At 45.7% G+C, this 21,138-nt stretch carries 22 protein-coding genes; 9 read left to right on the top strand and 13 right to left on the bottom strand.

Annotated elements, in window-relative coordinates; all coding sequences use genetic code 11:
• Positions 1-20: 20 nt before the first annotated feature.
• Together G7Y37_RS02150 and arsS are read left to right on the top strand one after the other, a co-directional pair.
• Positions 21-359 (top strand): arsenosugar biosynthesis-associated peroxidase-like protein, encoded by a 339-nt coding sequence (locus G7Y37_RS02150; protein WP_165061075.1) that lies wholly within the window; start codon positions 21-23, stop codon positions 357-359.
• A 49-nt stretch (positions 360-408) separates the two neighbouring features.
• Positions 409-1,380 carry an arsenosugar biosynthesis radical SAM (seleno)protein ArsS gene (gene arsS, locus G7Y37_RS02145; RefSeq protein WP_165061073.1) on the top strand — a complete coding sequence of 324 codons (972 nt, stop codon included), beginning with the start codon at positions 409-411 and terminating at the stop codon, positions 1,378-1,380.
• A gap of 94 nt (positions 1,381-1,474) precedes the next feature.
• Here the strand turns inward: arsS and aroF are convergent, their stop codons facing one another.
• The 3 genes from aroF to G7Y37_RS02130 form a co-directional block, all read right to left on the bottom strand.
• Positions 1,475-2,275, bottom strand: coding sequence for a 3-deoxy-7-phosphoheptulonate synthase (aroF, locus tag G7Y37_RS02140; RefSeq protein WP_165061071.1), 801 nt, complete (start codon positions 2,273-2,275; stop codon positions 1,475-1,477).
• On the bottom strand, positions 2,272-2,553 hold the full coding sequence (locus tag G7Y37_RS02135; protein WP_165061069.1) for a chorismate mutase: 282 nt from the start codon (positions 2,551-2,553) through the stop codon (positions 2,272-2,274). The genes aroF and G7Y37_RS02135 overlap by 4 nt, the downstream gene beginning before the upstream one ends.
• 164 nt (positions 2,554-2,717) lie before the next feature.
• A complete protein-coding gene (locus tag G7Y37_RS02130) occupies positions 2,718-3,701 on the bottom strand; it encodes an undecaprenyl-diphosphate phosphatase (protein WP_165061067.1) in 984 nt (327 codons plus the stop codon).
• 114 nt (positions 3,702-3,815) lie between these two features.
• Here G7Y37_RS02130 and G7Y37_RS02125 point away from each other — a divergent pair, with 114 nt between their 5' ends.
• Positions 3,816-4,589 (top strand): TatD family hydrolase, encoded by a 774-nt coding sequence (locus tag G7Y37_RS02125; RefSeq protein ID WP_165061065.1) that lies wholly within the window; start codon positions 3,816-3,818, stop codon positions 4,587-4,589.
• A 570-nt stretch (positions 4,590-5,159) separates the two neighbouring features.
• Here the strand turns inward: G7Y37_RS02125 and G7Y37_RS02120 are convergent.
• The 5 genes from G7Y37_RS02120 to G7Y37_RS02100 form a co-directional block, all read right to left on the bottom strand.
• Positions 5,160-6,521 (bottom strand): ATP-binding protein, encoded by a 1,362-nt coding sequence (locus G7Y37_RS02120; protein WP_165061063.1) that lies wholly within the window; start codon positions 6,519-6,521, stop codon positions 5,160-5,162.
• A 529-nt stretch (positions 6,522-7,050) separates the two neighbouring features.
• Positions 7,051-7,392: a transposase gene (locus G7Y37_RS02115; protein WP_165061061.1), complete on the bottom strand. Its 342-nt coding sequence runs from the start codon at positions 7,390-7,392 to the stop codon at positions 7,051-7,053.
• A gap of 40 nt (positions 7,393-7,432) precedes the next feature.
• On the bottom strand, positions 7,433-8,455 hold the full coding sequence (locus G7Y37_RS02110) for a Fic family protein (RefSeq protein WP_165061058.1): 1,023 nt from the start codon (positions 8,453-8,455) through the stop codon (positions 7,433-7,435).
• Between the two features lie 120 nt (positions 8,456-8,575).
• Positions 8,576-9,160: a hypothetical protein gene (locus tag G7Y37_RS02105; protein WP_165061055.1), complete on the bottom strand. Its 585-nt coding sequence runs from the start codon at positions 9,158-9,160 to the stop codon at positions 8,576-8,578.
• A gap of 148 nt (positions 9,161-9,308) precedes the next feature.
• On the bottom strand, positions 9,309-10,733 hold the full coding sequence (locus tag G7Y37_RS02100) for a S1C family serine protease (RefSeq protein ID WP_165061052.1): 1,425 nt from the start codon (positions 10,731-10,733) through the stop codon (positions 9,309-9,311).
• Between the two features lie 202 nt (positions 10,734-10,935).
• On the opposite strand from G7Y37_RS02100, the gene G7Y37_RS02095 reads away from it, so the two are divergent.
• From G7Y37_RS02095 to G7Y37_RS02085, 3 genes are read left to right on the top strand one after another with little or no spacing between them, the layout of a single operon-like run.
• Positions 10,936-11,796: a transporter substrate-binding domain-containing protein gene (locus G7Y37_RS02095; RefSeq protein WP_165061049.1), complete on the top strand. Its 861-nt coding sequence runs from the start codon at positions 10,936-10,938 to the stop codon at positions 11,794-11,796.
• Positions 11,797-12,450 carry an amino acid ABC transporter permease gene (locus tag G7Y37_RS02090; RefSeq protein WP_165061046.1) on the top strand — a complete coding sequence of 218 codons (654 nt, stop codon included), beginning with the start codon at positions 11,797-11,799 and terminating at the stop codon, positions 12,448-12,450.
• Positions 12,431-13,213, top strand: coding sequence for an amino acid ABC transporter ATP-binding protein (locus G7Y37_RS02085; protein ID WP_370514592.1), 783 nt, complete (start codon positions 12,431-12,433; stop codon positions 13,211-13,213). The genes G7Y37_RS02090 and G7Y37_RS02085 overlap by 20 nt, the downstream gene beginning before the upstream one ends.
• 194 nt (positions 13,214-13,407) lie before the next feature.
• Here G7Y37_RS02085 and G7Y37_RS02080 read toward each other — a convergent pair whose 3' ends face one another.
• Genes G7Y37_RS02080 through G7Y37_RS02070 form a run of 3 tightly spaced genes read right to left on the bottom strand, consistent with a single transcriptional unit; the run spans position 13,408 to position 16,711 of the window.
• A complete protein-coding gene (locus G7Y37_RS02080; RefSeq protein WP_165061042.1) occupies positions 13,408-14,409 on the bottom strand; it encodes an acyl-CoA dehydratase activase in 1,002 nt (333 codons plus the stop codon).
• Positions 14,410-14,427: 18 nt separating this feature from the next.
• Positions 14,428-15,717 carry a hypothetical protein gene (locus tag G7Y37_RS02075; protein WP_241155967.1) on the bottom strand — a complete coding sequence of 430 codons (1,290 nt, stop codon included), beginning with the start codon at positions 15,715-15,717 and terminating at the stop codon, positions 14,428-14,430.
• Complete coding sequence (locus G7Y37_RS02070) at positions 15,710-16,711, bottom strand: acyl-CoA dehydratase activase-related protein (protein ID WP_241155966.1); 1,002 nt, start codon at positions 16,709-16,711, stop codon at positions 15,710-15,712. Before G7Y37_RS02070 ends, G7Y37_RS02075 begins: the two co-directional genes overlap by 8 nt.
• 81 nt (positions 16,712-16,792) lie before the next feature.
• Between G7Y37_RS02070 and G7Y37_RS02065 the strand changes: the two genes are divergently transcribed.
• Positions 16,793-17,629 (top strand): DUF2064 domain-containing protein, encoded by an 837-nt coding sequence (locus tag G7Y37_RS02065; protein WP_165061039.1) that lies wholly within the window; start codon positions 16,793-16,795, stop codon positions 17,627-17,629.
• 127 nt (positions 17,630-17,756) lie between these two features.
• Here G7Y37_RS02065 and G7Y37_RS02060 read toward each other — a convergent pair whose 3' ends face one another.
• The gene (locus tag G7Y37_RS02060; RefSeq protein WP_165061036.1) at positions 17,757-18,020 is read right to left on the bottom strand and encodes a helix-turn-helix domain-containing protein; all 264 of its coding nucleotides are present in this window, start codon (positions 18,018-18,020) and stop codon (positions 17,757-17,759) included.
• Positions 18,021-18,127: 107 nt separating this feature from the next.
• Between G7Y37_RS02060 and G7Y37_RS02055 the strand changes: the two genes are divergently transcribed.
• Positions 18,128-19,078 carry a glycosyltransferase family 2 protein gene (locus G7Y37_RS02055; protein WP_165061033.1) on the top strand — a complete coding sequence of 317 codons (951 nt, stop codon included), beginning with the start codon at positions 18,128-18,130 and terminating at the stop codon, positions 19,076-19,078.
• A gap of 51 nt (positions 19,079-19,129) precedes the next feature.
• The gene (locus G7Y37_RS02050; protein ID WP_165061030.1) at positions 19,130-20,656 is read left to right on the top strand and encodes a glucosyltransferase domain-containing protein; all 1,527 of its coding nucleotides are present in this window, start codon (positions 19,130-19,132) and stop codon (positions 20,654-20,656) included.
• A 66-nt stretch (positions 20,657-20,722) separates the two neighbouring features.
• Here the strand turns inward: G7Y37_RS02050 and G7Y37_RS09095 are convergent.
• Positions 20,723-21,138, bottom strand: a 416-nt coding sequence (locus tag G7Y37_RS09095; protein WP_206214065.1) for a hypothetical protein, incomplete at its 5' end; no start/stop codon positions are given.

Genomic DNA, 21,138 nt, shown 5'->3' with positions numbered 1-21,138 from the left:
ATATATGAAAGGAAACGAAAATGGAAACTTACTATGACCCTGCTGGACTTTCCGACTTCTCTCCTGCTGGCGTAGGATCGCTATCGCCGGAACTCTGGGATAAATACATGGCATATTACGGATCCGTTTTTCAAGACGGCGCACTAACGTCCCGCGAAAAGTCGCTAATCGCACTAGCTGTTGCCGCGGCTGTACAGTGCCCGTACTGCATCGATTCCTACACCAACACCTGCCTGCAAAAAGGTTGCAGCGAAGAGGAAATCGGAGAAGTTTTCCATGTAACAAATGCTATTAGAGGCGGTGCAGCATTGGCTCATGGCGTACAGGCGCTAAAGATAATCAAAGACCAAGCAATATAAAGCTACGAGTCTCTAAAAGACGCAATAGTAGCAAGCGAAAGAGAAGACAATGGATAAAACCGTTGAAAATGTAATGGAGGAATTTCCTTCTTTTATTGGCATAGTGCCGGAATGTGACCGAAGCACGAACGAGCAGTTAACCACAATGCAAGTAAACGTGGGGTACAAATGCAACTTAGCATGTCGCCATTGTCACTTAGCATGCGGTCCGCAGCGCACAGAATGTATGGATCGCAGCGTTATGCAAGCATGCCTAGACGCATACGAAAAAGGTGGGTTTTCTGCTGTTGACATAACCGGCGGTGCGCCAGAAATGCATCCCGACCTAGAATGGTTTTTGCGGCAATGGCAAGCCCGTGGTGTTCGCCCTATCGTGCGCACAAATTTGTGCATATTAACAGATCCTGAATATTCGCATTTTGCGCAGCTGTACGCCGATGTAGATGCAACACTTTTCGCATCTCTTCCGTATTACAGCGCTAGAAATGTAGACAAGATTCGCGGTGATGGCACATTTGTAGCCAGCATAGAAGGTCTGCGCAAGTTAAATGAAGTTGGGTATGGCGAAGGCGGGCGCCCGATCACATTAGTGTATAACCCGCCTACAGCTACGTTGCCTCCCGATCAGGCATCTATGGAGGCAGAATACCGCCGCAGACTAACAACCGACTTTGGAGTAAGCTTCACCAATCTTGTAGCTATAACCAATAACCCTTCAGGGCGCTTCGCCGAAGCTCTTAATAAGAAGGGAAATTTGGAATCGTATATGAAACGGCTTATTGGCGCATTTAACCCTGCCACAACCGCATCAATGATGTGCAGAGATCAGATTAGTGTAGACTGGCAGGGCAACCTATACGATTGCGACTTCAATCAGGCATTAGGCATAAAGACAGCAGATGGCAAAACTATTTTCGACTTAGCAAAAGAGCGCCCAAGCATACGACCGATACAATTTGCAAACCATTGTTATGGCTGCACAGCAGGTGCCGGGTCAAGTTGCGGAGGAGAAACTGCTTAGCGCTTAATAGCTTAATAGCTTTCGCAAGTAAAAGGTCGAACGCGCGCTCGACCTTTTACTTGTCGCCATTTTGTGTATCGGCGTTCAAACGCTATTACACAATCTTCTTTCCCAAAGCCGCCGCCACTACACGCAACTCGGCTACCAGCTGCTCGAATTGCGCTGGGGTTAGCTGCTGCGGACCATCGCTTAGTGCAGCTGGCGGGTTCGGATGCACTTCTATCATTATGCTATCGGCACCAGCCGCGACCGCTGCCAATGCAAGCGCAGGCACCAAGTCGCGCTGTCCTGCAGGATGCGACACATCTATGCATACCGGATAAAGCGACTGCTTATGAATTACCGGCACAGCCGCGATATCAAGCGTAAAGCGCGTAGCTGTTTCAAACGTGCGAATACCGCGTTCACACAGCACTACGTTAGTGTTACCTTTGTCGGTTATATAGTCGGTCGCCGCCATCCATTCGGCAATAGTACCCGCAAAACCGCGCTTGTACAGCACCATTTGATGCGTATTGGCAGTAACTTCGCCTATTTTCTTTAGAAGACTAAAGTTTTGGAAATTGCGCGCACCCACCTGCAAACCATCAACATAGTCGCTAACCATTTGACAATGCGCGCTATCCATAACTTCTGTAAGCGTAAGCAGGCCATACTTTTCGCCCGCCTCTTTCATAATCTTTAGCGCTTCTTCACCTAGCCCCTGAAAGCTATGCGGGTTTGTTCTGGGCTTAAACGCGCCTCCGCGAATCCACTTTAGCCCCAAGCCTTTTATACACTGTGCCACTTCATCGAACTGTTCAGCCGATTCCACCGAACACGGACCTGCATATATAGTTACCTCGTCCGTGCGCTGACCCAAGTACGGTATGCCCTCTATCTTCGACTCTCTCATACCGACGGCGTCTCCTTGCTCACCTTCAAAATGGTGGCATAGATTTCGCGCAGATACTCGTTGTACAACGGTCCTTCATTATAGCTTGCCACTTTTTCGAAGATTTCTTCCTCGCGCTTCGCATCGTAGAGCCCCATTTGCGCTTCTGGTTTAAGACCCCGAATAACCAGCGAATGTCCCGCACGTTTATTCAGAAGCGCCACTAATTCGCGATCAATTTCATCAATCTGTTCGCGATGCTTCTGAATTTCGGCTAAGGCTGCATTGTCCTCAGTCACAACTATTCCTTTCATAAATCTATAACGGGGAAGTTGCCCGTGTGCGAACATGATAACAATAAATCAACCTGCCCGATGTTAATCTTGCGCACATAAACATAAGGAAAGGCGAAAAGACAGAGTGGACAGCGCGAAGATTGCAAAATTCTGGCGATACGAAAGAGCTACAAAAACAGCTTCACACCAAAGTAGGCTAGCACCACTACACCAACGATTATGCGATAAATTCCAAATGCTGTGAAATCGTTTTTCTTAATATAGCCCATAAGGAATTTTATCGAGATAACCGACACAACAAACGCAGTTACTATGCCCACTACAAGAACGATAATTTCAGTGACCGACATGGCAATACCTGCTGCTAAAAACTTTACCGCCTTCACAAGCCCCCAACCAAACATTACAGGTATCGCAAGGAAAAATGTGAATTCAGCCGCAGCCGTGCGAGAACAGCCGCAAAGCATGCCGCCTATTATTGTGGCACCGCTGCGCGAAGTGCCGGGTATTATGGCTAACACTTGGAACAGACCAATTTTTAGCGCTGTTTTCCAATCGATCTGATCGACCGTGCTTACCTTAAATAACGCCTGTTCTGCTTGTTGCGCCGCATCAACGTTAGGTGTGTTTGATGCAACTTGCGGCATGCGGGCATGTTTGCCACGAGGCTTAGCAGAATCTTTGCTTGCGTAATCCGCCGCAGACACATCGCTTAAATAGGCAGCTTCACGCTTGCGATTGCGCCGCTCCATCACAATAAAAATAACGCCATAAAGTATTAGCATGGCTGCCACAGTCCACGCATTATAGAAATGTTCGTTTACCCAATCATCCAAAGCAAAGCCGATTACGGCTGCCGGTATGCATCCTATAACCACCATGCCCCATAGCCGCCATGTACCGCGACGCTGTTCGGAAGTTTTTTTGGGCGAAAATGGATTTAGCTTATGGAAATACAGAATGATAACCGCCAATATGGCACCAATCTGTATGACCACTAAAAACAGACTTAAGAACTCGGGCGACACATTCAGCTTTACGAATTCGTCAACCAATATCATGTGACCAGTAGAAGATATGGGCAACCATTCAGTAATGCCTTCTACAATGCCAATGATAAGCGCTTTTATTGCTTCGATTAAAGTATCCATGGCTTCATTATAAAAGACAATATAGTTAACGCGCGCAAAACAAGTTGGAATAGATGCCAACATACTGAAAATAGGTGCTATTGTTACAGATGACAAAGTTGAGCGGAGGCGCAAATGACATTGCTCTTCGATATGCATTGCCATCTAGATTTCGCAAGCAACGCGAAAAGCATAGCAGCTGAACTGGAAAACATCAGCTTAACCGCGCTATGCGCTACCGTAGTTCCCTCAAGCTATGTAGCAGCTGTTGAAGAATTCAAACCTTGGCGCAACATCTTTGTTGCCTTAGGGATGCATCCGTGGTGGATAGCCAACGAACGCATAAGTAAAGTAGATTTAACCCGATTTGAAAATTTGCTACCCACTACGCCATTCATCGGCGAAATTGGGCTAGATTTCTACGGAAAACGCAAAGCTACAAAAATACAGCAGCAAAAAATCCTCGACCAATTGCTGGGTTTGCTAAGCAAAACTTCCGACCGAAAAATTATCTTTCTGCACAGCGTGCATTCGAATAGCGAACTCTTGAGCGCCTTGGAAAGCCACAAAACCCCCGAGCAACACATATGCGTGTTTCACTGGTTTCAAGGTACGCCGGAAGATTTTGCCCGCGCTCTGGAAAAAGATTGCTGGTTTTCAGTAGGCAAGCGCATGTTAGCAACCGAGTCTGGACGCAAATTCGCAAAAGCTGTACCACAAATGCGTCTACTCGTAGAAACTGACAGCCCACCGCATGAAGGGATGGAATGGTCAACTAAGCTTTGGACTGACGAGCTAAACGACACCATAGCCACTTTGGCGAAAGTACGCGAGCAAAACATAGACGAGTTGCAGACTTCCTTGCGCAAAAATAGCGAGTTGCTACTAAGCGCACAACAGCCATCCTAACGCACTGTGCGATGCTAGTTTGCGCCAAAGCCCATTTGGAGATATGCGATATATATTAACTTGAACAAACCGAGTCAGAAGAAACCGAGTGATGGAGTTCGCTAAAAGTACCATGCAATGTAACCCTTTGGCACCGAGCATTACACTCAAAAAGCTTTTCGCAGAACTCACGCTTGAAAAGCAAAGTAATCGCCCTTGAAGTGATAGTTTCACGTTTTAGGGTTTCGGCACAACAGCATGATTGCCACAAAATTACAGAGTTGCGGAAAGTTGTTTACGCAAAAATGGTCAAAACTTCCGACTTTCCATGGTCAGATTGTCACATAGCTGGCTTGAATTGTGGAGGACAATGGGCAAACAGTGGTTGTGTGCCGAAACCGCAGACTCGGTGTCTATCACGAAATGAGCAAGTTCCATCAGAACAAAACGAAAATCGGAGATTATGGAGAAAAAAGCACTATACAGTCTCTCGATAAAATGAAATTATGTAAATACATCTGCGAACTAGATGATAAGGAACTCGAATGCAGCATAAAAGCCGTTTATTCGACAAGCAAGAAATCCTCAAAATCAGACCAAGTGCGCCATGTATAGTGGCAAAAAGACACGATCACCCTCCACGCTTAAGGTCTTGGGATGCAGCACAAATTGGGTGCCCACCCGCTTTCCGAATTTCGTCTTAAACTTGTCGAGCGACGACAAGCCATAGCGGTTCGAGCTCTTCACCTCAATAGGGCTTACACGTGCCTTCCCCCCGGCATCACTGTATTCACGCGCTACTAAGAAGTCGATCTCCATGCGGTCGGATGCCACGGATGCGTAGCTGCTGTAGAAGCGCAGCCGATGCCCCGATGCGACAAGCTGCTGAGCAACAACGTTCTCCGTAATCATACCCTCGTTGATCGACAGTTTCCCCGTAAGTACATCCTCGTATATTTTGTTGCTTGTTGTTGCACGATCGGCGAGAGCATGAGTCACAAGCAGCCCCGTATCCACCATGTAGCACTTAAAGGCGCCATCGTCTTCATAGAGAGCCAATCCGACACATGGATCAGTCACCGACCAACACATATTCGTCACACAAGCCTCCGACATCCACTCGAATGCAACTTGGTAGTCACGAATGCGCGCATGATGCCCCATAGCCGACACAGTGAACTTCTTTTCGTGTTTGGATAACTGACTAGGAATAGCATCGAAAGCCCTACGAACCTTACCCTCGTAACCCGCGGCAAAGCGAGTGATGTCTTTACGATATAAATCCAGAATCGCACGCTTGACGTCGTCGGCCTCTTGAAACGAATTCCTAGCAAGAAATGCCTCAACAGATTGCGGCATCCCTCCGACAAGCAGGTACTCCCGAAAAGTGCGCATCAGATCACGATGTGACCCATCCGGCAAAGGCTCCTTGGTCGCAAAAGACTCTCGGATAAATTGCGTCGCAACATCGTTGCCACACGCCCAGAGGAACTCTTCAAAATCAAGAGGGCAGAGCCGAGCGGAAACCTCCTCAGAGGGAATAGGCGCACCTGACACATTCTGTTTTATAGAAAGTAGCGACCCAGTCTCGATGTAATGATAGCGCCCATCGGCTACAAGCTGCTTAACAGCACTTCGTGCAGTAGGATGCAACTGCACCTCGTCAAGCACAATAAGAGAATCATGCTCGTAAAGACGCGTGGCGTAGTGAAGTTGAAGAAAGCGAAACAGAGCATCTAGGTTATTAAGATTCTGAGAAAACGCATCCTTCACCTCCTGAGACGCTTCCCAAAAGTCGACAACAATATAGGAGCGATACTCGTTAGCTCCAAAGGCTTTAGCAAGAGTACTCTTCCCGACACGACGCGCGCCCTCAATAAGTAGAGCAGTCTTGTCGGCTTGATTCGCTTTCCATGCAAGAAGCTTGTCATAGAGTTTACGCTTGAAAATCATAACAATGACCTCTGAAGTAGTAGTTTCACGTTTTTAAGGTCACATTGTACTCCATTTTTCACGTTTTTAAGGTCAAGTGATACGCTGTTCTTCACGTTTTTAAGGTATTAGTGAAATTTTTGCCCCTCATTTTGCATTTGAAACCATGCGATATAAATTAACTCGTATAGTTGTTTACGCAAAAATGGTCAAAACTTCCGACTTTCCATGGTTGTAATAGGCAAACAGCACTCATTAATGGGTCGTCAAGTACTGTTTGCCCAGTGTCCTCCACAATTCAAGCCAACTATGTGTCAGTCCGACCGTGGAAAGTCGGAAGTTTTGACCATTTTTGCGTAATTATTTCACCCGAACGCGGAATCCTTGATACCGAGCTCTTCAAACAGATTCTTCACGACGATATTGCCGGATAGCACCTTCTTCGCTACCGCGGTTTGGAGCTGCTTGTCATATCTCTTTCTTCTTTGACTTCGCAACTCCGTGACCCCAGACACAGCCACACAACATGGCTTGCTCCGATACATCGCCGCTACTCACTATCTTCTACAAACTCCATAAAAGTATCCTGCAGTTCTGACTCTGTATCAACGCCATCAATTTGAATGCTGCATTCCATGTTTCCGCCAATTAAGGCAGTGGAACCGTCAAAAACGCCAAATACGCCTGAAATAGTATCAATTATTGTCTGCCTGAGAATGTCATAGAAGATATCCTTTTGCGAATTATCAAAACCCTGAAAGAAGCAGATTGCTCTTTTCCAGTATTCAATTGTTTGATCTGTTATTGCTGTCTTTTCAAATAGCGTCTTATATTCCTCACAGCCTTCTGACACCAGCGTGTCATAAATTCTACGTACAAATTCTTCGTTCATGGTTATCTACTAATCTCCTTATACATGCGTATACATGCGCTTATTTGTACCAATCAGTTCTTTCAGCGCTGAAATAACTCATTCTTTCACTAGTTCTCTTTTTGGCGTCTTGAAGAACGATCCAAACTCCAGCACGCGAACTGCCTTTTCTCTTTATAGCACCCTCATCTTTCAGTTCTGCAACAATGCGCTCCGCGCTCCTTTTTGAACACCCAAGGTGTTCTGCCAACTGAGTAATGTTTCCATTTGGGTGTTCAACAAAGAACGCAAGTGTTCGAGCTTTTGTCAGACTCCGTTCGCTTCTCGGTTTTGCAAATGGAAGCGCCGCATCCCTAATTGCCTCGAGGATAAATTCAACGAACGGTTCACTAGATCCAATCGCTTCAGATTTGGCTAACATCGTATAGTATTCGGATTGACGCTGCCTAATAACCCTTTCAACAGGAAGCCAAGCAAGCACAGGTCGCCATCTGGAAAGAAGCAACGTGTGCCAAAGCCGACCCGTCCTACCGTTTCCATCCGCGAAAGGATGGCAGAATTCGAACTCGAAGTGGAAAATGCAGGAGGCGAGAAGCGGATGCAGACTTGTGGTCTTTAACCATTCAAAAATATCGCACATAACATCGGGAACATATGTAGCTGGTGTTCCCGCATGAATAAGCACATCACCGTCAAAGACACCAACATTGCTCGAACGAAAACGCCCTGCCTCAGAAACAAGACCCTCCATCATCGTTCGGTGAGCTTTGAGAAGATCGTCTATAGAATAGGGATCGAGAATTGGAATGAGATCGTATGCTCGTCTAGCGTTTTCTACCTCAAGAATATCGCGGCTGTCACCCAATACATGCTTGCCATCAATAATTGCAGTGACGGCGTTTTCGTCGAGTTTATTTCCCTCAATAAGCAGCGAAGAGTGAATGGTTTTTATTCTAAGCTCACGATGAAGCTTTGGGCTCTTCGCCAAAGGGGTTTCCGGAGAGAGCATGCCAACCAACTCTGCGATCTCCATACAAAGAGCGTCAATTTTGGCGGTACGCACAAATGGCGGTTCATACGACATGATTTAGCCTTTCTTTACCGCCAATATTATACCGCCAATGGCGGTATAATATCACGACCTTAGTTTCCAGAGATGCAATCTACTCGTCCAAAATCGACTTCGGTTTGGTTTCGCGAAACCTTACGGAGTAAGCAAAAAGATTAAAACTATGATCAAAATTATTATTACCGGAATGGCAATTTTTACAAACAACGGAATTCCCGTATTGCTGGCGGCAGCAAAGTTGCGCTTGTTGCCCATAGAGCCGCCCTGTAAACCTATTTGGTTAGGTCGTGCGTTGCGTCTCTTGCCACCCGACACGGGCATGCGATCGTAGCCCCCAAAATTCCCATCGTGCGAACGCCAACGCGATTTAGAATCGTTAATATCAACCATAGGGTCGTGCCTATCGCGTTCGTCTATCGTGTAACCAACTAATTCATTTTTCTCATTAAGCGCGCGCGAATCTATACTGCCGCGCCCATCTATGATCTCTCGATTTGTATTCCTGCCATGCTGCGCATTGCGTATGGCGCGCTGCGCTTCCCAATCGAGACGGCGACTGTCTTGATCTATATCATTGCTTGCACGAACTTGCATGCGCATTCGGGCATTTCGTGCACGAGCCGCATCTTTAGCAGCATAGGATTGCACGATCCGATCAACAGATCCATTACCAGAATTTACATTCCGAAATTCAGGATAATCTTCGTTGAAAGTGCTCATTAAATCGGCCTCTTCCAGCACAGCGCATTCGTATACACACCTACATAAAATTATACAGCTCTTCCCAGCATAAACACAGACCTTACGCATAAAGGCGATGCGCCCAGCGAACCGGGCGCATCAACAAAAGGAGAGGGGTTATTTGCAACTAAAAAGCATCGTTGCCTTGTGGGATATACATGCCACCGGAATTGCTGTTAGAAGAGTTTGAATTATTGGAATTTGCACTTTCGCTCATTCCTAAAGTTACCTGTACTTCTTTCTCTTCGCTACCGCGCATGAATTTCAAAGTAACCTTATCGCCGGGATTCTTGGTACGAACGTCCAGCATAAGATCGCTTGCGCTTTCTACATCCTGTCCGTCAAATTTGGTAATAATGTCACCAATCTGAATGCCAGCCTGCTCAGCACCACTACCGGGCACTACAGCCGAAACATATGCGCCTTCATCAACCGAGAAGCCATAACGCTTAGCAATAGTTTCATTCACCGTGGTAAGACTTACGCCTAGCTGCGCGTGCGTAGGCTCCTTGCCGTCGATAATATCTTTCGCCAAACTAATAGCGTAGTTCGCAGGAATAGCAAATCCAACACCGGAATAATTCCCAGAGTACGAAGTGATTAGCGTGTTAATACCGATTAGTTTGCCCTGTGCGTCAACTAAAGCGCCGCCCGAGTTGCCCGGATTAATAGCAGCATCTGTCTGAATCATGTTGGGATAAATTGTGGCTTCACCAGTGCTGTTGCCAAACATATCGCCCGATGCTTCCATTATCTGGGAACGGCTTGTTGCCGACACAATGCCAGTAGCGACCGACTGCTCTAGACCAAACGGGCTGCCTATAGACATAACCCATTCGCCTATTTTAATGTCGTCAGAGTCGCCCAATTCGATAGGCGAAAAACCATTGCCGTCAAGTTTCAACACAGCCACATCAGAAGATGCATCGTCACCAACTAATTCGGCATTGTAAGTTTCGCCATCAACCGTAACTTCAAATTTACTTCCACCTTGAACCACATGATAATTCGTTACTGCATAGCCGTCTTCAGACAACATTACGCACGAACCCATACCGCTTTGGGTAAGCGAATCTTCGCGATCTTGCGTATAGCCATAACCATACAGATAGTCATATATGCTTCCCGACTGCGCAGACTGCGCGGAATATACCGTGACCGACCCGACCGACGGCATGCATTTTGAAGCCACAGCTTCAGCAAGTGAAGCCTCTTCCGATGCCGCCTCAACCGATGTGGAGTCAACCGCTCCAAGCTGAATACGGCTGCTGCCCATACCGAACATATTGGTAACAGCACCTATGCCAAACATTAGCACGCACGCCACAAGCGCGCCCGCGAAAGCTAGCAAAAACGTCTTAGCGCCGGAGCTCTTCTTTGTTGCCGCAGGCACCGATGCAGCAGACGCATAGTGATTATTGCCTGCCGTATTCTGCGCATGCACTCCATGACCATCGGCAGAATAGGCAGCCCAATAAGCTGATTGCGCTTCGTGCTGACCTACATGCGTCTGCTGACCTTGCGGAATTTGATTATTGCCATTGTTTTCCATTGGAACCTCCTTTGTTGTTTGCAATTTATCATCTGTTAGAAAAATTCAAGCCCTAATTCACGCATCTTTGCCTATTTGTCACTTAAATACACCAAATGGTGTACTGCCCGTGGTATACTCCATCTGCTTTATTACAGTAGAGTGATAATGTAATGTAGTCGAAAGTGCATTATCGAAAGCGCACTTTCAGCAAGGAGGAAGAATGAAGAAAAAGATAGTGGCTGTAGCTGCCGCATGCGCCTTAGCTATTAGCGCATTTGCACTGGCAGGCTGCTCTAACTCGGGCGGTTCTAGCAGCTCATCCGCTTCGTCAAGCGCAGCCGAAAGCACCCTAGATTTGGGCGAGGGCTTCAAACTTACCGTAGGCTTTGATAACAGCTATCCGCCGTATGGCTTCATTGGCGAACAGGGCGAATACACCGGTCTTGACCTTGATTTAGCTGCCGCTGTAGCAGAAATGAATGGTTGGGAATTTGTAGCCGAGCCAATCGATTGGGATGCAAAAGATGCTCTGCTAGAGCAGGGAAACATCAACTGCATATGGAACGGCTTTACCATGGAAGGTCGCGAAGATAAATACACCTTCAGCGATCCGTATATGCTCAACGAGCAGGTTATAGTTGTAAAAGCCGATTCTGGCATAAACAACTTTGAGAGCCTAGCCGGTAAAGTAGTTATAACGCAAATTGACTCCGCCGCACTTGATGTGCTGGAAGGCGATCAGGCTAGCTTGGCAGGCACTTTCAATCGTCTAGACACAATTAGCGACTACAACAATGCATTCATGCAACTGCAAGCAGGCAATGTAGATGCAGTTGCTTGCGATCTTTCTATAGCCGCCTATCAGATAGCTGCAAACCCAGACGCATACGTGCAGCTTGACGAACCGCTAAGCAGCGAACACTACGCCGTAGGCTTTAGCAAGTCTGCCGACGGAGAGCAGTTAGCCAAAAAAGTTAACGAATCGCTAGCAGCTCTTGTAGCATCAGGTCAAGCTAGGGAAATCTGTGAAAAATACGCAGAGTACGGTGTTGACTACGACGCGAATTGGGTGCTGAAGTAAATGGAATTTAGTGTGATGATAGGGCTTCTGGCCGACGGCCTTGCGTTAACGGCGCAGATCTTTGTAGTCACGCTTATCGGAGCGCTACCTCTTGGCATAGTGGTAGCGCTCTGCCGCATGAGCAGATTCAAAGTAATTTCCACCATTGCGCGCTTCTACATATCCATTTTGCGCGGCACACCATTGATGCTGCAATTAATGGCTATCATGTTTGGACCTTACGCCCTATTCGGTCTACAGATGGGCAGCGACTGGAAGTTCTGGGCATGCGACATAGGTTTCATATTGAATTACGCAGCCTACTTTGGAGAAATATATCGCAGCGGCATTCAGTCTATTCCGCGCGGGCAATATGAGGCTGCAAGCGTGCTTGGATACTCGCGGACGCAAACCTTTATGAAGATAGTGCTTCCGCAAGTGATCAAACACATTTTGCCCGCTATGGGCAACGAAATAATAACGCTAGTGAAAGATACATCGTTGGCATTCGTGCTTGGCATAGCCGAAATGTTTAGCCAAGCTAAAGCGTTAGCGGCGCGCGAGGTTTCTATGATCCCCTACGCATTAGCCGCACTTATATACTGGGTTTTCTGCCTACTTATAGAATTCATCTTAAATCGTGTGGAGAAGAAGCTTGACTACTACCATAACTAACAAAGTTGTATCGTTAACAGGCGCTAAAAAAAGCTTCGGCGAAGTTGAAGTTTTGAAAGACATATCGCTTGAAGTAGAAAAAGGCGATGTGCTTGCAATTATAGGTCCGTCTGGCGGGGGAAAATCTACTTTGCTTCGCTGCTTAACCATGCTAGAAACGCTAGATTCAGGACGCTTGGCTTACGGAGACTTAATTGTTGCGGAAAATGGACCCAACGGGCACGCCGTATACGGGTCGAAAAATGTGCTCGCCGAAGCCAAAACCCGTTATGGATTGGTGTTCCAAAACTTCAACCTTTTTCCGCATTTTACAGTCTTGAAAAACATAATAGACCCGCTGGTTTGCGTGCAGAAAATTCCACGCGAAGAAGCCGAGCAACGCGGTCGTGAGCTGCTTGCAAAAATGGGACTTTCGGGCAAAGAAAATATGGTTCCGTGCGAACTTTCGGGCGGACAGCAACAACGCGTAGCAATTGCGCGAGCGTTGGCAATGAACCCGGATGTGCTGTATTTCGATGAACCTACAAGCGCATTAGACCCTGAACTTACGCGCGAAGTGCTGCGTGTTATCCGCGAGTTGGCACTAGAACACACCACAATGGTCATAGTTACTCATGAAATGTCGTTTGCGCGCGACGTAGCCGACAAGCTAATTTTCATGGACGGCGGAACCGTAGTTGAACGCGGACGCGCCACAGATGTAATTAACAACCCACAACACGAACGCACGCGCCTGTTCCTAGCAAATTACCAAGAGAACTAAATATAGCCACAACTAATATAGTCGGGAAGGCGGAGTGAAGGCTGCGAAGCTTCTGAACGTAGCTTTCCCGACTATATCTTGACCGGCTGTCAATTACGACATTGGAAATCTCGGGAAGGCGGAGTGAAGGCTGCGCAGCTTCTGAACGTAGCCTTCCCGAGATTATATAGTTCCCTACAATATTGCATAACTTCCTACGAAGGCTTAATTTCTCCGCGTTCGCAGCGATTACCCCACGCATCTATTAAATCGCGATCGCGATATACGCAGATTATTTCACAGTGATTAGCGCACTTCTGACACTCTACCTCGCGCGTTGTAAACGAGAAATCTTCCACCGCATCAAAATCTAAACAACCAGAAACGAAAGGTCCTGTTGCCGCGGGCGCAGCATATGCCCCATCAATGCTAACAGGTCCCGCATCGGCCGCTAATAGAGCCGCACCAAATGCGCCCATAAGATGCCCATCGGGATCAACCGCAACAGGCATTCCCAGCTGTTCTTCAAAAGCGTGCACAACACCCACATTCTTCGACACACCACCCTGAAACACAACTGGTGCCTCTATTTTCTTACCCTTGCCCACATTGTTTAGATAATTGCTAGCCACAGCGCTGCAAAGACCTGCAATTATGTCTTCGCGCGCATAACCAACTTGTATTTTGTGAACCAAGTCGCTTTCCGCAAAAACAGTGCAGCGCGCAGCAATGTTAGCCGGCTTCTTGCTTGTTAGCGCTATGGGACCAAACTCTTCCACTTCCACGCCTAAACGATGTGCTTGGCTGGAAAGAAAGGAACCTGTGCCGGCGGCACATAGCGTGTTCATTGCGTAATCGACAGCTATGCCACCATCCACGCAAATAATTTTGCTGTCCTGACCGCCTATTTCAAGAATGGTACGCACGTCTGGATGCAAACACGTAGTACCCACAGCGTGCGCGGTTATTTCATTTTTCACCACGCTGGCACCTATCATGGCACCCACAAGACGCCTAGCGCTGCCGGTAGTTCCCGCGCCCACTACTCGCGCATTGTCTGGCAGCTGCTCAGATAGCTCAGACATCACACGTTTTGCAGCTTGGGTAGGATTGCCTTCAGTCCACAAATACGACCTAGCAACTATATTATGTTCGTCGTCTATAACGACCCCTTTGGTAGAAATAGAGCCGATATCTATGCCAAGATAGTAATTCACAAGAACCTCTCTCCTGATTTAGCGCCGTAATGAGCCAGAAGATCGCACAGTTACGCCTCCAGCGTCTGACACGTTTTTCATATACAGCATGTCGTAGAACGCTTCAAGTCGCGTCATTAATCCAGTATCGCTGGTTTCTGTATCGTAAGTTAGATACAAAACGGGAATATGAAAGTCTTCCGAAATGCGACGCAATACCGGTATGCAATCTATTTCGGGTGTGCAGCCTGCACATTTTGCATGAATTAGCCCGTCGAAACCAAGTTGCGCATACTTCTTTGCAGCAGCCAACGTCATTGTCGATGTAGGTCCCATATCGTATTGCGCATACTCAGATATTGTGCGCCGCAAGTTCGCCTCGTTGTAGTGCGTGTAACGGTTGCTGAAATTCAATGTGCGATACACTTCCACACCCATATCCATCAGCTTTTCATCAAGACCTAAATTTGAGTTTTCATCTATTGCCGTATACAATTCGCCAATTATGCCAATGCGTACAGGATTAGCCGGCTTATTCAAAGGAATTGCCCGCATTTCTTCCATTGAGCGCGCATAAGCGCTATCAATTTCAGCTTTATCGGTAGCCGCACGCATGGCATCCAAGAAATCTTCCCACGCATGGCGAAAAGCGCCGCGCTCACATTCGAAACCACCATTTGCCATATAGAAATCGCGCGCCTGATCTAATAGCGACAGCATATGCCCAGTTGCAAGCAGCTGCTTAACTCCGTATGGAATATCTATATCGGGGTTCACCATTTTCAAAACTTCTTTACCCCAGCCAAAATAACCCTGCTCAATTCCGTGACTAAAATTCAGCATTGTGAATTCGTATCCCATATCGCGCAGTATTTGCTCTTGCATCTCGCCATAGTAGCCAAGTCGGCACGGACCGCCCACCTGCACCAAAATATCAGCCCCAAGCTCAAGTGCTTCTATCCAGTCGCCCATCATGTGCTTAAACGGAGTGCAAACATAATCGCTGGAATTTTGAATGCCTAAATCCATTGTGCGCTTTGTGGCTTTTGGCAATTGCAAATAGTCGCAATCTAGCACCTGTTCTACAAAAAATTTGAACGCCGGATCGTAGTAGGCATATCGAAATACAGATACCTTCGTGCGCTTATGCCTGTCGCGTTTCAACTTCTTTTTTAGCCGCGGAAACGGAATGGCTCGGCGCGGCTCTTCCGGCTCGTAGACAACCTGCGTACGCGCATCGTCGCTAACTTTTACTTGAACAGTTGTGTCTTCAACGCGAGGCTGCGCTAGGCTCTCCAACATGTTTTTTGCTTTCTGCAAACTAGGCATTCAAATACCTGCCTTTTCCTTGGAATCGCAGAATATCTATGAAACTTTCTATGCGTGTCTCCATACCCGCGCTGCCGCTTTGCGCATCTATCATCAAGTTCAAAATGGGAACACCATGCATGTTGCGCATTACCGCATCATCAAACATAGAATCGGGTCCGCACGGGAATGCAGATAACAAGACTATGCCATCTATTTTGTCATACGTTTGCAAAATAGCACCCACCAGCTCGCGGTTTATCATCCACGGCAGCGTGTCCGAAAAATCGAAGCTGCGCTTAAAAGCAGCGGCATGGTCGGTTTCGTCAGCGAATATAACCGTAGCGCCCATACCCTCAATAGCTGCCACAATATCGCCAGCTATATAAGGGTCGTGCGCAATATAAGGATGCGCCACAAGCAAAATAACTAGTGGAGCCTGTTCAGTCCCTGTAGGGTCGCTTGCAGCCACTTTGCGATACTTAGTCAACAATCGCAATGTTTCCTGCTGAGATGATACGCGCGAAGAATTTGCAGCCTCTTGAGCGCGCATCGCCTGTTTGTATGCGCGCAATGCCTGCTTAGGCGACGCATTCAAACGGTGTGCCAATTCGATAAAATCTAGGCGCGCGCTTTTATGATCGTTCGCTTTCTGCACACGCATAGTTATAAATTTTGCTGCCCTTTCGTGAAATGTAGCCTCTACCAAATCGGGCAGACTTTGATATTTCGTACAAAAACCAGCTCGCACATCGCCACTGTTATACGACGGAACAAATATGGCATCGCATTCGCCGCCTTCTAATAGCGCGACCACATGCCCCATATATATCTTTGATGCTAGGCATACTTCATCTACACTGGCAGCCTCTCCCGCCTCAAACACAGCACGATCGGTTTTAGGGCTTAAAACGACCTTAAAACCTAATTCTTCAAAAAAGGTTTGCCACATTACGCCGTATTTATAAAAAAGCAAGCCGCGCGGAATGCCGATTACACGCACTTCATCTGCCACAAGCAAATCCACTTCTCAATAGAGTTGTTAATCCGGCTAATTATAATAGAAGCCAGCAAAAGGACTAGCAAAGGTTACGCCATGCGAAAAAATGTGTTGCTGCTGTTCAGTAAACTGCCAGAAGCCGGACTTGTAAAAACCCGCCTTACCACACTTAAAGATGGTATTTTTGAACCCGAAGTAGCCAGCGCACTTTATCATTGCATGCTTTTTGATGTATGCGAGATATGCATGGCGGCTTTCGACAAACTGGAAGCCAAGAATACAGACAATGCCGCCGATGAATACGAGCTGGTTATATCTACTGCACCTGCCGAAAATGTCGAACGCATGCAAAAGCTATTCTCAGATGCAGGGAGATGGCCGCGCCCTATTACATTTATTGCCGACGAGGGTGCCAGTTTTGACGAACACTATAACGATGCATTTCAAAAATGCTGGGATATGAAAGCTGATTGCATCCTATCTATGGGTGCCGATATGCCGGCGCTAACAACAAACGATGTAATCGCCGGTTTTAAAGCGCTTCATAAGCTAGAAGACGTTCCGCGTGGCGGAATTGTACTTGCCCCCGACCAAGAAATGGGAGTATCTATTATAGGGTGGACTCGCGAAACTGCATTCAACCATTCGGGTGTGTTCTACAACAAGGACGGACTAACTGTTTTACCTGCATACATACAGAAAGCACGCGAAGCCGAATTGCCTGCAATATATCTGCCTCCCGTGCCCGATGTGGACACCATGGCAGATTTAATGCACAACATAACCCTAGTTGAAGCGCTGAACTATTGCGCAGCATTCGACGGAAATACACCCCCATGGCGCACCGCTAACGCTTTGCGCGAAATGGGCTGGGATGAAGTGCGCGTTCCGCCAAACACCCTACACGACCCCCGAGAACATATTGATAAATAGAGGTACGGCACAACAAGGCAGCAAAGCGTAATTTCTATACGACAGCCTTTAGACGACAAGACAGAACATTAAAATATAAATATCCGCAACTCGATGTAAATATGCGCAAAATTGCGGAAGTAAGCTACTATTTTTCTTCGAAAGTAAGTAGTTCTCTTACGTCAATCTCAAATACATTGGCTAAAGCAAGAAGCGTAAACAAGCGTGGATTCATGGGTGTGCCAGGTTTCGATTCGCCTTTTTCAAATTTCTGATATGTATAAGCTGAAATTCCTGCCTGATGGGCAACATTTTCCTGACTGATCCCCTTAGCATCTCGAAGCATGCGAAGTTTATTCGCAAGTTCGCGAGAAAAGTGTTCAGGTGTCGTTTGCGGTGTTTCATTATCCATTCCCCTACTTTTGGCGACTTGACATATTTTTACCACCATACATGTATGGGAATATATGTATTATTTTTAAATAGAAATCTCAACGGAAGATAAGGATAAAAAGTCGTATGCTTCTCTCGATAGTAATTCCTTGCTTTAACGAAGCGGAGGGAATTACTGCATTTCATCAAGAAATTACTAAAGTTATATCCGTAGATCCCTTTGACAATGTTGAAGTAGAAATGTTATTTATCGACGACGGCTCAAACGACAAAACGCTCGTTAAGTTAAAAGCAATTGCAAAAACCGATACACGGGTACGTTATCTCTCTTTTTCACGCAATTTTGGCAAAGAAGCAGCTATTTTAGCGGGACTCAAAAATGCAAAAGGCGACTTTGTTGCAATTATGGACGCAGATATGCAAGACCCTCCAACTATGCTTTCCACACTCTATAAAGCCGTTGCGTTTAGTAGCGATATGTCCCCATGCGACATTGCGCGTATGAGACGCGTCAATCGAAAAGGAGAGCCAGCATTACGTTCTGCTTTTGCACGGACATTCTATCGAATTATTAACATGATATCCGACATCGAGATTGCGGACGGTGCCCGCGACTATCAAATTATGAACAGAAATGTTGTTGAAGCCATTTTAAGCATGCATGAATACAACCGCTTTTTCAAAGGCATATCAAGCTGGGTGGGATTCAAAACATGTTGGTTCGAATACGAGAATACACAGCGCTTTGCAGGTGAAAGTTCATGGAGTTTCTTTTCTCTTGCGCGTTATGCTATTGAGGGCATTGTTGCTTTTTCCACAATGCCACTTGTAGTAGCATCGAGTGCGGGAATAGTTTGTTTCGTTCTAGCACTTCTTCTTATTGCTTTCATCATAGCGCGAACTTTACTGTTTGGAGATCCGGTATCAGGATGGCCCTCAACAGTCTGTGTAATTCTCATCGTGGGAGGTATACAGCTTCTCTGCATAGGAATACTAGGACAATATTTAGCGAAAACCTACTTAGAAACCAAAAGACGACCCGCCTATTTTATACGGGAATCTAATGTGAAAAGCTAATCAGCCTTAAATTCACCACCGATAAAGTTAACACTACGAAACGGAGAACACATGAAGTCGTTCGAGAATGCATGCGCCATATATAGAAAATTTAACTCGCAAAAGAATGCCATTTCACGTATCAAAATGAAACTAAATTCCATAATGGCATCTATTAGATTTGCAATAAAACCAACATTAATTCTTACTCTAATATATTTAGTAGGATTCAGCGCAATTATCCAAGCAAATTTTAACTATATTGATGACATGGGTCGCGCATCCGCAGGATATAAAGGTTGGGATAATTTTAGCCGCTATACTTCAAACTTCCTTTCCTCTTTTATTCATGTCGGTAATTATCTAACAGACATTTCACCTTTGACGCAAATAATAGCTGTTATAGAACTCGCCATTGCAAGCGTAATCGTAATATACCTCATTTCCGGAAAAAAGAACTATTCAATATGGATGCTAATCGCAGTGCTACCACTTGGCATGTCGCCTTACTTTTTAGAATGCATTTCCTATAAATTCGATTCTCCTTATATGGCACTTTCAATATTGGCTTCCGTTGTTCCATTATTGCTTGCTAAACAGCATAAGATTATTTACGCATTAGGAATAATCGCCGGAGAGCTTATTGTTTGCACTACATACCAAGCAGCATCAGGTATTCTCCCCATGCTGGCTGTTTTATTAGCATGCAAAGCATATTGTCAAGGCAAAAAACTGAAAAACGTTACAATATTTGTTCTCGTATCAATTGTTGCATGTGGAGTAGCACTTGTTATATTTAAATTGTTTATTATGCAGCCCGCAAGCACATATGTGTCAAACGGTTTACCACCGCTTTCCGAGATTCTCCCCACAACTATTACCCATTACAAAAAATACTGCAAATATGTACTAACTGACTTTAAATCTATATGGACACTTTTATGCGTCTTAATAGTAATAGCATTTTTAGTAACCAACACAATTAATTCAAAGCACAATATATTTCGCAACTTTATAGCATCGGTAATTTGTTTGATAATAATGGGTTGTCTAATATTCGGATTATATCCAATACTAGAGAAACCTCTATTTGCTCCAAGAGCAATGTATGGGGTAGGTGCTTTCCTAGCCTTTTTAGGCGTGGCAATAGCTGCATCAAGAAAGGCACTTATAGGAAATGTGGTAGTTGCTATACTAGCTTGGTGCTTTTTCGTATTTGCGTTTACATACGGAAATGCACTATACGTTCAGAGCCAATGGACCGATTTTCGAATTACATCTGTCGTTCAAAGTCTAAATGAAATTGAAGAGTTCTCAAACGATTCCCCTAAAACCATACAAGTTGAAGGAAGTATCGGACAATCTCCAATACTGAAAAATCAACCACAAAATTATCAAATGCTAAATAGACTTGTACCCATTACTTTTCAAGGTAAATGGGCATGGGGCATATGCGGTATTAACTCATATTACGGTCTTAAACATACACAAGTTGAAAATAAAGATAGCTTTAAAGAATTAAAGCTTCCTTTGCGAAAAGAAACTATGTATTTCGATATTTTCGGAGAAAATGACAAATTTCTCATAGTTTTGAAGTAAATATAAGTAATATGGTCAGCGTATTTCATTTTGAATTAAGCTGACCATAAATCAATTTTACTCAATCTATATACCGAATTCTCGAAACAGCCTTTCGCGATAGACTTCATCCTCAGAGGCTTTCAATACATCAGCTTGTCGATTTTCTGAGAATAATTTTTCTACAAGTGCAGCGAATTTATTAGTACCTTTTTGTATTCCTTGTTGCATCCCTTGTTGCATCCCTTGTTCCAGACCCTGCTGCAAACCTTCTTGTAGCCCTTGTTCCAGACCTTGCTGTAAGCCTTCTTGCAATCCTTCTTGCAATCCTTCTTCCATTGCTTTTTTGCGAGCATCTTTTACAGCTTCTGCAAGAACTTCTTGCATTTCTGCTCTGACAGCATCTTCTGCAGCCCATTTAGCTTCTCGCCTTATATCTTCTTCTATAGTGCTTACAGAAAACACTTTATCCACCCACTCTCTTTTCTCATTGGCTCTATCTA

This window comes from Adlercreutzia sp. ZJ154, assembly GCF_011039055.1.
Taxonomy (GTDB): Bacteria; Actinomycetota; Coriobacteriia; order Coriobacteriales; family Eggerthellaceae; genus Adlercreutzia_A.
The sequence above is the reverse complement of the archived record's forward strand: the minus strand, read 5'-3'. Positions and strand labels throughout refer to the sequence as shown.